Origin of the sequence: Streptomyces sp. NPDC053048 (assembly GCF_044547045.1) — a bacterium.
In the GTDB taxonomy this organism is placed as follows: Bacteria; Actinomycetota; Actinomycetes; order Streptomycetales; family Streptomycetaceae; genus Streptomyces.
In genome coordinates this window covers 203,553-215,700 of record NZ_JBITZS010000005.1, presented here as the reverse complement: position 1 = coordinate 215,700, position 12,148 = coordinate 203,553, and the positions used below count along the sequence as shown (strand labels likewise).

Here is a 12,148-nt window from a genome sequence, read left to right as displayed (position 1 = left end):
TGAAGAGACTCATGACCCTCGGGGTACTCGGCGTGGCCCTGTTCGGCGCGGCTGTCCCCGCCCATGCCGCCCCTGCCGAAGACGACACCCTGGGACCGGCTCGCGAGCTCGCCGGAGCCGCCGCGGACACCGTGTGCCAGACCGATCTGAAGAACGTGCCAGTGGCCAGCCAGTACAGCGGAGTCGTGGCGGGAGTCTGCAACAGCAGTCTGTGATCAGCAGTCTGTGATCAGCAGCATGTGACGAAACAAAGGATTAGGCCGGAGCGGGCTTCTCCCAGAGAATCCCCGCGTGAACGAAAACACCGACAGCGCCGCCTCCGCCCTCGTCGACGGCCTCCTGGCCGCGCTCGATCCGCTGCCGTACCCCCGGCGCGCTCGACACATCGCTCTGTGGGCGCGGGAGCGTGCCGCGGCCGGCGAACTGATCGCGGTCCTGGCCGAGCTGTCGGGGCGTGGGGCGTACGAGCACGGCGTCGCGGCGCTCGCCGCCTCGGTGGGCCGCGACACCCGCTGGCTGCAGGACCGGCTGGCCGACCCCGATCCGGTGGTGCGGGCGCGGGCCATGGCGGCGGTGCGCCAGGCGAGCGTTCCCGACGCCGCTGTCGTCGCGGCGCTGGAGGACGCCCCCACCGTCGTACGGCGCGCGCTGGTGCGGGCCGTGGTCGCCGGGCGGCGCACGGCCCTCGCCGACGCCCTGATCCGGCCCCTGCGCGAGCACTGGGGTGACGCCGAAGCGGCGCGGCTGCTTCCGGCCTGCAGCGCCGGGACGGTCACCGAGCTCCTGCCCGGCCTCTTCCACGCGATCGTCCAGTGGGAGAAACTCGCCCGGCACCACTCCTCCGCCCTCCTCGACGAGGCGGAACGCAGGCTCACGGCCGCCCGGTCCGAGGACAACCGGGAGATCTGGTGGCGCCTGCACGGCGCGGTCGTCGGTGCGGCCGTCGAAACGGCCCCCTCCCGTGTCCTCGACCTGCTCGAGCGGCTGTGCCCCGGGCCGCTGCCCGGCCAGGTGAGCGCACGACTGGGGCAGCTGGCGGCCGCCGACCCCGAGGCCACCCTCCGTGTGCTGCTCGCCCCTGGGCGCCAGGACACCGACCGGCTGTGGCTCCGCACGCCGGTACTGCGCACCCTCATACGGCACCGGCCGCCCGGTTTCGCCGACTTCGCCCGAGCGCTGTCCCGCAACGACCGGGCACTCGTCCGTCTGCTGAGGCTCATGCCGCCCTCCGAGCGCTCCGCGTGCTACGACACCGCGATGGGCGGACGGTCCACGCGTTTCGCGTTCCTCTCCGACGCCCTCCTCGGCGTGCTGCCCCGGGAGCGCCGGGAGGCCGAGGCACGACGGATGGCCGCACAGGCCCGCGAGCACGGGTCGTCCTGGCAGATGGTCCTGTCGGCCGTGTCCTTCCTGCCCGTCGCGGAGGGCCGCGAGGAGCTTCTGACCGCCACCCGCCGCTCCGAGGCCATGGAACGGGCGTACGCCTACCCGCTGCTGGTACGCAACGCCGCCCTCACGCGCGACCCGTCCGCCGTGACGGAGCTGCTCGCCGGCCTGCGGCGGCTGCGCAACGAACAGGAGCCGGTGCGAGCCGCCGCCCTGAAGGCGATCGCCGCGATCCGCCCCGCCCTGTTCGCCGCCGAGGCCGCCCCGCATCTGGAACGCCTCGCGACGGACGCCCTGGAGGCCCGGGACTTCTCCTGGAACGACCACTCCGCCCTGCACGGCCTGGCCCACGCTCTGCTGCGCGAGCACGCGTCCGGCACGGGCGAGGAGCTGACGGACTGGGCCTACCGCACGCTCGCACGGCTCCCCGGCGCCTCCGGAGGCTTCCGCGAGGAGAGCCTGCGCAAGGGCCAGGAGCACGAGCTGTTCGAGGCGCTGCGCCCCTCCCTCGAAGCGGCCGCCGGCCACGCCGACTTCACCGAGGTCATCCGCCTGGCCACGGCGCTCGGCGACCGCGCGCACGACATCGCGGGGCTGCAGGCGCTGCTGCGGCGCTGCGTCGAGCACGGCACCGCCGAGGACGGTCGCAAGGCCGCCGACCTCTGGCTCGACGATCCGCGTACCCGCGACGACCGGATCGTCGAACTGCTCGCCCTGGATCCGTCGACGGCCACGTTCCCCGCCGTCATCGGAGCCCTCGCGGTCCGCCGCACCGACCTGCTCGACGCCGTCCTCGGCGACACCCCGCCCTACGGCCGCTTCCTCACCAAGGACCGGCACTGGCTGCCGCCCATAGGCCGGCACACGGCCTTCTGGCTGCCGCGCCAACAGGCGGCCGCCGCAAGGCTGCTGGAGCGCGCGGTGGGGGACAGCAGCCTCAGCCTCGCCGAGCGCGTGTACGCGCTGCCCCTGGCCGCGTGGATCCCGGAGTACGGCACCGAACTGCTGGTGCGCTACGCCGGTGACGACAACGTGCCGATCGCCGAGACCGCGCTGGCGGCCCTCGGACGCACCACGGACCCGGGCCGTCACCTGCCGCTCCTGCTCTCCCACGTGGGCGGGGACCGGGCACGGGTCGCCGTCCCCGCCGCGTCCCGGGCAAGCCGGTACACCGCTCCGTCCGGCCTGTCCGGTGTGCTCCGCGACCTCCTGACCGCGGCCACCGGGGTGAAGGTGACCAGCCGGAAGGAGGCCGCGCGGCTCGCCGCCGTCCGGCTGCCCGCCGCGCAGGCCGTGGCCCTCCTCGCGGAGGCGATGGCCGCGCCCGGCCAGCACCACGACGTGCAGGCCGCCTGCGTCACGGTCACGACGGGACTGCTGGCGCACGAGGCCGCCTGGGGACTGCTGGAGTCCGCCGCGTCGGGACGCCGGGAGCTGCGCCGGGCCGTGCTCGGCCCCGCCCCCGGCACACTGCCCGAGCGGCACCGGTGCCGCTACGCGGGCCTGGTACGGACGGTGTGCGTCACCGACGACCCGGACCTCGCACGGCAGGGCTTCCAGGCGCTCGGAACGTGGTCGCGGTGGGCTCCCGACGCCGTGGACCTGCTCGTCGCCGCCGTCACCGACCTGGACAACCGGGCGAGCTGGCAGTCCGCGGCCCGCGCCCTGTGCTCCTACGTCGCCTACGCCCCGTCGGGCTCGCCCGACCTCGTCCCTCTCACCCGCGCCCTCACGGCACTGATGGAGGCGGACGCCCTCCCCGGCACGCCCGATGCCGAGGAGGACCGCGACCGGCCCGCCTTCCGGCGCATCCAGTACGTGACCACCGTCCTCGCCGAGCTGGGCGGCCGGCAGCGGCGCACGGTCGGAACGGCGGCGCCGGCGATCGCCGACCTCCTCACCGCCACGGGCCGCCACGCGCCCGAGGCCGCCGCCCTCCTGGTCCGTACGCTCGACCTGGGCGCGGAACCCGACGAGCTGACGGCACAGCTGACGCGTCTCGCCCGGGTCCACGAGGGCCGGCCCGCCCTCGCCACCCGCACGGCCGACACACTGACCACCCGCATCGGCAGGCGCGACGGCAGCGATACGGCACTGCTGCACGCCGCTGCCGCCCTGGCCGACGACGGGGAACACGCGGCCGGGCTGTTCGCCCTCGCCCTGACCGTGGCGGGCGGCCGCCGCGGCTACTGGAGCACGGCCTGGCGCGACCAACTGCGGGCCCTGCGCCGCCACCCGCACGCCGACGTACGGGACGAGGCGCTGAGGACGGTCACCGCGGAGGAGTGACATCGCGTCAGGGGGGAGGGACGGGCGGGAGGGGAGGGCGGCGACGTCCGCCCCCCCGGCCGCTCGTTCCCGGGCCGGTCGGACGAAGGGCGGCTCAGCCCGATGCGGCCTTCGCCATGCCGCTCACGACCGCTGATGCGGTGTCGCCGGCTCCCTCCGCGTGTACGGCCAGCGCCAACGGCCGGCCGTCCGGAGCGCGCGTCAAAGCCAGCGACCATCCGTCCCCGCCCGTGCGGTCCGACAATGCCGAGCGCAACTGAGTGGCAGTCTCCTGCTTGACGACCTGGCGGCCCGCAGGCGCGTACGCAAGGGGCTTCTGCACGCTGCCGTCGGCGTGCACCACCTTGTCCACCAGCCGCGGGCCGATCTGCTTGCCGCCGTTGGCGATGACGGCCATGACCCGTGCCATCTGCAGCGGCGTGGCCTTCGTGTCGCCGCCCTGGTCGTACGTGCCCGTCTCGACCTGTAGCGGCACCAGCAGATCCTTCTCGCCGAAGCCGAACGCTTCCGCCGTCAACCGCATCGCCTCTTGGCCCACTTCTGTGCCCATGTCCGCGAAGACCTCGTCGCACCCGTACCGCAGCGCCTGCCGGATCGAGGCCTTCGCGCAGTGACCCGTACCGCCCGGTCCACGCGTCGGCGTGTCCACCGTCGCGTACAGCCCCTTCTCCAGCGCCGCTGCCGCTACCACCACGTGGAAAGCCCGGCCCGCAGGGACCGGTTGTCTCAGGGCCCGGTTGAGCAGGGGCAGGTCCTTGCTGCGGGACAGTTCCTTCCAGGCCGCGGCATCCGCGCTCGCGGCGCCGGTGAAGCTCGACGGGTCGTACGACGGTGTGCTCATCAGCGCACGAATGCGGCCCGTCTCCGCGTCCAGAGCCGCCGCGGCTCCCTTCCGGCCGCGCAGACCCTCCGCGGCGGCGCGCTGCAGTGTCGGTTCGACGGTGGTCTCCACCGTGCCGCGGACGTCCCCGTAGATGCGCTCCAGCCCGTTCGACCCGAAGGCCATCGACCGGTACCCCGTCACCGCCACGTACAGCTCACCGTCCGTGTACGTGCGCCGGTACGGGGACTTGGCGTTCCCCGACGGTTCTGATCCTGTGACGGGCCGCCCGGCCACGAGGATGTCGACCAGGCCGTCGTGGGGCCTGGCCTTCGCCTGGGACGGCTGCGCCGCCGACGGCTCCTCCGACGCCTTCCCATCTGACGCGCACCCCGCCGCACCTACCGTCAACAGCGTCATCAAGGCCGTCGCGGTCATCGCGGTCATCGCCGTCCGGCGTCGGGTTGTCGTAGACATGATCGTCATCCTAAGGGCGGGGTTTCGTGGGGCGGCTCTGCCGTGACTGCCATGAACGGTGGGCGGGGCGTCGAAGGGGGCGGAGTGTCGGGGCGCGCGGTCGGCGGTGGGCGTCGACCCGGTTCTCCCGAAGGGGGCGCCGGCCGTCGAGTCAGCTGGGCGGCCCCCTTCCGTAGATACCCCCAGGGGGTATATATTTCTTCTTGTCGGAACGGCGCCGGGCAGCACCCGGCACCCCCTCCGTAAGGCATCGCACCTGCGTCCCGAAGGAAGTAGCCATGACCTCCCAGACGAACTCCGGCTCCTGCTGCACCCCGGCCGGTACCTGCGGCACCGGCACCACGGCCGCCGTCCAGGACAGCGGCGTCACCACCGTCTACAAGGTCACCGGCATGACCTGCGGACACTGCGAGGGTTCGATCTCGCAGGAGGTCTCCGCGATAGCCGGCGTGACCTCCGTCAAGGCCGTGGCCGCCACCGGCCTGGTCACCGTGGTCTCCGCCGGCCCGCTGGACGACGAGGCCGTGCGCGCCGCCGTCGACGAGGCGGGCTACGAGCTCGCCGGCCGCGCCTGAGCAACACCCCTCCCCGGTATCCCCGCCGGGCCGTGCCGCTCCACTGATATGGCGGCCGCACGGCCCGGCTCTTCTCCCAGGAGCAAGCCCCATGACCAGCATCGCCCCGGAACAGGCGACGCCCGCCATATCCGCTTCCGAAGTCGAGCTCTCCATCGGCGGTATGACCTGCGCCTCGTGCGCGGCGCGCATCGAGAAGAAGCTCAACCGCCTCGACGGCGTCACGGCGACGGTCAACTTCGCCACCGAGAAGGCCAAGGTCGCCTACGGGCCCGGTGTCGAGATCACCGACCTGATCGCCACGGTGGAGAAGACCGGCTACACCGCCCAGGAGCCGCCGAAGCCCGCGGCCCGCGGAGAGGCGGAGGTGGCCGCCCCGGGCGGGGCCGATGAAGCGACCGGTGGCGAAGTCGGCTCTTTGCGGCAGCGCCTGCTGGTGTCGCTGGCGCTGTCGGTGCCGGTGGTGTTGATGGCGATGGTGCCGGTCCTGCAGTTCGACAACTGGCAGTGGCTGTCGCTGACGCTGGCCGCGCCGGTGGTGGTGTGGGGCGCGCTGCCCTTCCACAAGGCGGCGTGGACCAACGCGCGGCACGGTGCCGCGACGATGGACACGCTGGTGTCGATCGGCACGCTCGCCGCGCTCGGCTGGTCGCTGTGGGCGCTGTTCTTCGGCCACGCCGGCATGCCGGGCATGCGACATGGCTTCGACTTCTCGGTCTCGCGTGCGGACGGCTCGTCCTCCATCTATCTGGAGGCCGCGGCCGGGGTGACCGCTTTCATCCTGGCCGGCCGCTACCTGGAGGCGAAGTCCAAGCGGAAGGCCGGCGCCGCGCTGCGGGCGCTGCTCGAGCTGGGCGCCAAGGACGTGGCCGTGCTGCGCGGCGGACGGGAGATGCGCATCCCCGTGAGCGAGCTGGCGGTGGGCGACCGGTTCGTCGTACGGCCCGGCGAGAAGATCGCCACAGACGGCACCGTCGTCGAGGGCGGCTCCGCCGTCGACGCCTCGATGCTGACCGGTGAGTCCGTGCCCGTGGACGTCACCGTGGGCGACGCCGTCACGGGCGCCACTGTCAACGTCTCCGGCCGCCTCGTCGTCGAGGCCACCCGGGTCGGCTCCGACACCCAGCTGTCCCGCATGGCCAAGCTGGTGGAGGACGCGCAGAACGGCAAGGCCGCAGTGCAGCGCCTCGCCGACCGCATCTCCGGGATCTTCGTGCCCGTTGTCCTGCTCATCGCCCTCGGCACCCTGCTGACGTGGCTGTTCGTGACCGGGGACGCCACCGCCGCGTTCACCGCCGCCGTGGCCGTGCTCATCATCGCCTGCCCCTGCGCCCTGGGCCTGGCCACTCCGACCGCGCTGATGGTCGGCACCGGCCGCGGCGCCCAGCTGGGCATCCTCATCAAGGGCCCCGAGGTGCTGGAGTCCACCCGCCGCGTCGACACCGTCGTCCTGGACAAGACCGGAACTGTCACCACCGGCAAGATGGCCCTGCACGAGGTGATCACCGCCCCCGGCGTAAGCGAGCACGAGCTGCTGCGGCTGGCCGGCGCGCTCGAGCACGCCTCCGAGCACCCCATCGCCCGCGCCATCGCCGACGGTGCCGCAGCCCGTACGGGCACGTTGCCCGTCCTCGAGAGCTTCGACAACGTCGCCGGGCTGGGTGTGCAGGGCGTCGTCGAGGGCCACGCGGTGCTCGTGGGCCGGGAGAGGCTGCTGGCCGAGTGGGTGATCGAGCTGCCCGCCGAGCTGGCCGCCGCCAAGGCCACCGCCGAGGCCGAGGGCCGTACCGCCGTGGCCGTCGCCTGGGACGGCGAGGCCCGTGGCGTCCTCACCGTGGCCGACGCGGTCAAGCCCACCAGTGCCCGAGCGATTGCCGAACTGCGCCGGCTCGGCCTGACGCCGGTGCTGCTGACCGGTGACAACAAGGCCGTCGCCGAGGCCGTCGCCCGTGAGGTGGGCATCGACGAGGTGATCGCCGAGGTCCTGCCGCAGGAGAAGGTAGACGTCGTCAAGCGCCTGCAGGCCGGGGGACGTTCGGTCGCCATGGTCGGCGACGGCGTCAACGACGCGGCAGCCCTCGCCACCGCCGACCTGGGCCTGGCCATGGGCACCGGCACCGACGCGGCCATCGAGGCCGGCGACCTCACCCTCGTCCGCGGCGACCTCCTCGTGGCCGCTGACGCCATCCGCCTCTCCCGCCGCACCCTCGCCACCATCAAGGGCAACCTCTTCTGGGCCTTCGGCTACAACATCGCCGCCCTCCCGCTCGCGGCGGCCGGCCTGCTCAACCCGATGATCGCCGGTGCGGCCATGGCCTTCTCCTCGGTCTTCGTCGTCACCAACAGCCTCCGGCTCCGGCGCTTCAAGTAAGCAAGTGCCTCTTCCCGGTCAATCGACAGGCCCCGGCTTCAGCCGGGGCCTGTCGATTCTCTCGTTGGGGTCACGTCATGGCGTGGGTCCGTCGTCGGTCCGAGTCGTCAGTGACGTCACGAGATGTCGAAGGCGCTCGCGCGGGTCGGGACCGTCCGGCCATGCGGTCATGAGGAGGTGGTGTGCCGTGGCGACCACTGCCAGGGCCAGCGCGGCGCAGTCCTCGCTGCCGGGGACGCGTCCGAGGCGCTGTTCGGCCTGCAGGTAGGCGGCGATCGACGTCTCGATGGCGTTCAGACCGGGGGCGCCCTGCTGCCAGGCTCCCCGGATGCGCGCCGTGGCCGTGGGACGGGCCAGGGCGAGTGCGGTGATCGCCGGCCCGCTGGAGCCGAGCAGTGCCAGTGCCGCATCGGTGAGGTTCTCGGCGACGGTGCGCTCACCCGCCCGTGCGGGAAGGGTGGCGGCTCCCTCGGCGAGCTGTCGGAACCGGTGGAGCACCAGCTGGGCCACGAAGTCGTCGAGGTCCTCGAAGTGGTTGTGCAGCAGACCCTTCGCGCATCCGGCTTCGCTGGTCACGGCCCGGCTGGTGAGGCCGCCCGGACCTTCACGGGAGAGGACTCGCTCCGCCGCCTCGAAGAGCCGTTCCCGGACTCCTGTGATCGCTACGCCTCGTGGAGACATCGTGCTTCCTTCCCGGCACCGCGGAAGTGCTTGCCGTGGACCCCTAGCCAGTATGGGCGCTTGCCCATACTCTATGGGCAAGCGCCCATACTACTCGCCGTACAGGCGACGCGACGGGGGAGTTCTGCATGCGAGCAGTTGTCAATACCGAGCAGGAGCAAGCGTGGAACGGTGATGAGGGGCGTCACTGGGCCGCTCACCACGACCGCTGGAACGCCGTGAACGCCGGCTTCAACGAGCCGCTTCTCACAGCCGCCGCGATCGGCCCCGAGGACCGGGTGCTGGACATCGGCTGCGGCGCGGGCCAGACCTCGCGGCTGGCCGCGCGCCGGGCGGTACGAGGCCGCGTGCTCGGCCTCGACCTGTCCGGGCCCGAACTCCGCCTTGCCCGCGACCTCGCGGCCCGGGAGGGACTGGCGAACCTGGCCTTCGAGCAGGGCGATGCCCAGGCCCATCCCCTTCCGCAGGGCGGCTTCGACATCGCCATGAGCCGGTTCGGCATCATGTTCTTCGAGGATCCCGTCGTCGCCTTCGCCAACATCGGCCGCGCCCTGCGGCCCGGCGGCCGGCTCGCCTTCGTGACGATGGCCGACCCCGCCCGCAACGACTGGATACGGGTGATCGATGCCATGAGCGCGCACGCGCCGATACCGGACCTCACCACCACCGCCGGCGAACCCGGCATGTTCTCCCTCGCCGATCCGGCGCGCATCCGCGACGTCCTCACAGGAGCCGGCTTCCGCCCCCCGGCCATCACCCCGGTCGAAGCACTCCAGAACTGGGGGCGCGACGTGCAGGACGCGGCCGGTTTCCTCCTCGGCACCGGTCCCGTCCGCTTCCTCCTCGACCAGCTCGCCCCGGACGTCGCGCACCGCGCCGGAGCAGCGCTCACCGCCGCCATGCAAACCTACGCCCGGCCTGGGGCAGTCCACTTGCGCGGCAGCGCCTGGCTGGTCACTGCCACCCGCCCCTGACCCCGCGGTGTGAAGTATCCGGTGTTCTTGGACCGTGCGTGGTTCTCTCCACTCCTGGAGGGTGCGAGGCCCTCGTCATCGGTCACCGGCAGGCGACGGCCCCCACTCCGGGCACCGGATGCCCGGCTACGACCGCTGCTGCGGCCGGGTATCACCTGGCGTCGCGGTGGCGGCCGCCCCACCCTCCGTCGACCGCGCCGGTTCCCGGCGTCGGCTGGTAGAGGTTGCCATGGGTGGCCGGCGCCGGCTCGTCGGGGGAGAAGTGCGAGGCCCGAGTCCGGCGCGCCGCCATACGCTCGACCAACGCCGGGCTCAGGCGGGAGCCGACCAACGCCAGGAGACCTGTCGCTCCGATCGGGACCTCGCGGCGCGGGACGCGCACCACGTTCACGATGGCACGCGCGACACGCTCGGCACGGTAGACGGGAGGCATCGCCACAGGCCTGCGGCCGGTGTGGTTCGCCGCGTGCTCGAACAGGGGCGTGTCAACGGTGGCCGGCAGCACGGTGCACACATGGATGCGCTTCTCGCCCTCCAGCCACAACTCCTGCCGCAGCGCGCTGCTCAGCGCCCGTACGGCGTGCTTGGACATCACGTAGGGATGGTCGTAGGGCATGGTGAGCAGACCCAGGACGGAGACGACGTTGACGAGTGTCCCGCGGCCCTGCTTCCGCATCACCCGCAACGCAACCCGGGCCCCGTGCACGCACCCCATGACGTTGACGTCGAGAACTCTCCGGAAGTCCTCCATGGGCACGTCGCCGAACGCCCCGTAGACGGAGACGGCAGCAGCGTTGATCCACGCGTCGATACGCCCGAAGCGCTCGACGGCACGCTGGGCGAGCCGGTCGACCGCGTCGGCGTCGCTGACGTCGGTCGCCACGACGAGCGTCCGTGTCCCACGCCGCCCGCTGCAGCTGTTCGCGGCCGCCCGGAGCGCCACCTCGCTCCGCGCAGCCAGCACCACCGCGCACCCCTGCTGCGCGAAAGCCATGGCGGTGGCCCGCCCAATGCCGCTGGAGGCCCCGGTCACCACCACGACGGAATCACGTATCCGCACCGTGGCCTCCCTTGCCCGGCCATGCCGGTGCCTGCCGGTGCCTGCCGGAGTGCCTGAGCACCCGTGACCTCACGGCAGGCGGTGGGTCGGGAGGCGCACCCCTTTCACCAGCCGACGGTCCCATCGGGCGGCCGCAGGCGCATGCCGATCGGGTCCACCAGGGTTAATCCCATGCGGTGCCGCGCTCAGCCCGTCACCGGGGAAGGCCCTTTCCTGCTGGTCACCGGGCCGTCAGGATCGACGCGATCACCGCGGGGGCGGGAGGGCCGTCGAGGAGGCGGCGCAGTTCCGTCACTCCTGTGGCCCGCTGCTGCGGTGAGAGGGCGAGGTACTGCTCGATGCGTTGGTTGAAGGTTCTGCGGAACCGCGCGTAGAGGCGGTCGTCCTCCAGGATCCGGCCGGCGACGGCTACGAGGGCCTGGGTGCCCGAGTAGTCGTCCTCGGGCAGGGGGTGGCCGGGCAGGACGTCCGTGAACCGGGCCGCCAGGCGTCCAAATAGGGTGTCGGCGAGGTTCCGGACGGTGAATGTGTGCGCGTAGTGCTGTTCGTGGAGGGCCAGAGGGAACCGGCCCAGGAGCGTGGTCTCGTGGAGTGCCGACAGGCCGGGAGCGAGGAAGGAGTGCGGTGTTCTCGCCACGTGACGCAGAAGCTCGCGCTGGGGCAGGAGGCGGCGGTCGACGTGTTGCCGGGAGGCGGTGCGGAGGACGGTGGCACGAGGGCCGGTGTACGGGCCGCCGCAGAGCAGGACGCGGGTGAAGCGGGGCCAGTCGGTGAGCATGTCCGGAATCCAGCGGTGGATGAGCTGGAGGTATGCGTTGTTGGCTTCGAAGTCCAGGAGGAAGTTCTTGAAGCCGCCGGTGTTGATCAGTAGGTCGTAGTCCGGTTCGCCGGTCGCCGGTTCGTCCGTTCCTGTTTCCGTTTCCGCTGCCTTGATGCCTTCCAGGTCGACCAGCGGGCCGGTCAGCAGCATCGTGTGGTCCGTGCCGGCACCACCGGTGAGCTCGGCGATGCGCCGGGAGACGCCGGGGAAGTTCTGGACCACACTGTGGTCGGCCAGTAGGTGGGCGGCGAGGACACGTTCGTGTGGCGAGAGGCAGGACAGGTGGTGGCGGGCCGCCGGTAAGGAGGTGCGGGGCAGGGTCGCGCACAGCTCGTGGATCCGCGTCAGGGGGGTGCGGTGCTGCCAGAAGCCGAACAGGCAGTCCACCAGGAGCACCGGTCGGCGTGCCACGAAGGCGCGCAGCACGAGATCGGCGTCCATGGCGGAGATGACGTAGTCGCTGTTGGCCATCAGGCGATCGAGGGATGGCACGGAGGCGTGCTCGTGCGGCTCGTTGATCTCGTGGACGGCGTTGAAGGCCGCGGCGTTGCGGTGGGCGAACGCCGCCGAGATGCTGTCTCCGACGAACACCCGCTCGTGCACCCGCTCATGCCCGGACAGCAGCCGGGAGACGGCGACGAGGACGGAGGCGGGGCCGAAACCGCAGTTCTGGGCTCCCATCAGGATGCGCATGG

The 12,148-nt window shown here is 72.4% G+C and carries 9 protein-coding genes; 5 read left to right on the top strand and 4 right to left on the bottom strand.

The window, feature by feature from the left end:
• The first annotated feature begins 11 nt into the window (after positions 1-11).
• Together ACIG36_RS14910 and ACIG36_RS14905 are read left to right on the top strand one after the other, a co-directional pair.
• On the top strand, positions 12-215 hold the full coding sequence (locus ACIG36_RS14910; RefSeq protein WP_399926826.1) for a hypothetical protein: 204 nt from the start codon (positions 12-14) through the stop codon (positions 213-215).
• A gap of 76 nt (positions 216-291) precedes the next feature.
• A complete protein-coding gene (locus ACIG36_RS14905) occupies positions 292-3,675 on the top strand; it encodes a hypothetical protein (protein WP_399926824.1) in 3,384 nt (1,127 codons plus the stop codon).
• A gap of 94 nt (positions 3,676-3,769) precedes the next feature.
• Here ACIG36_RS14905 and ACIG36_RS14900 read toward each other — a convergent pair whose 3' ends face one another.
• Entirely contained in the window at positions 3,770-4,972 is a 1,203-nt protein-coding gene (locus ACIG36_RS14900; protein ID WP_399926822.1) for a penicillin-binding transpeptidase domain-containing protein, read from the bottom strand.
• A 278-nt stretch (positions 4,973-5,250) separates the two neighbouring features.
• Between ACIG36_RS14900 and ACIG36_RS14895 the strand changes: the two genes are divergently transcribed.
• A complete protein-coding gene (locus ACIG36_RS14895; protein WP_399926820.1) occupies positions 5,251-5,547 on the top strand; it encodes a heavy-metal-associated domain-containing protein in 297 nt (98 codons plus the stop codon).
• A 91-nt stretch (positions 5,548-5,638) separates the two neighbouring features.
• The gene (locus ACIG36_RS14890; RefSeq protein ID WP_399926818.1) at positions 5,639-7,918 is read left to right on the top strand and encodes a heavy metal translocating P-type ATPase; all 2,280 of its coding nucleotides are present in this window, start codon (positions 5,639-5,641) and stop codon (positions 7,916-7,918) included.
• Positions 7,919-7,993: 75 nt separating this feature from the next.
• Here the strand turns inward: ACIG36_RS14890 and ACIG36_RS14885 are convergent, their stop codons facing one another.
• Positions 7,994-8,599, bottom strand: coding sequence for a TetR/AcrR family transcriptional regulator (locus tag ACIG36_RS14885; protein WP_399926816.1), 606 nt, complete (start codon positions 8,597-8,599; stop codon positions 7,994-7,996).
• 128 nt (positions 8,600-8,727) lie between these two features.
• Here ACIG36_RS14885 and ACIG36_RS14880 point away from each other — a divergent pair, with 128 nt between their 5' ends.
• On the top strand, positions 8,728-9,573 hold the full coding sequence (locus ACIG36_RS14880; protein WP_399926814.1) for a class I SAM-dependent methyltransferase: 846 nt from the start codon (positions 8,728-8,730) through the stop codon (positions 9,571-9,573).
• A 151-nt stretch (positions 9,574-9,724) separates the two neighbouring features.
• Here ACIG36_RS14880 and ACIG36_RS14875 read toward each other — a convergent pair whose 3' ends face one another.
• Entirely contained in the window at positions 9,725-10,633 is a 909-nt protein-coding gene (locus tag ACIG36_RS14875) for an SDR family oxidoreductase (RefSeq protein ID WP_399926812.1), read from the bottom strand.
• Between the two features lie 220 nt (positions 10,634-10,853).
• The gene (locus ACIG36_RS14870) at positions 10,854-12,146 is read right to left on the bottom strand and encodes a hypothetical protein (RefSeq protein WP_399926810.1); all 1,293 of its coding nucleotides are present in this window, start codon (positions 12,144-12,146) and stop codon (positions 10,854-10,856) included.
• Between the last annotated feature and the right edge of the window lie 2 nt (positions 12,147-12,148).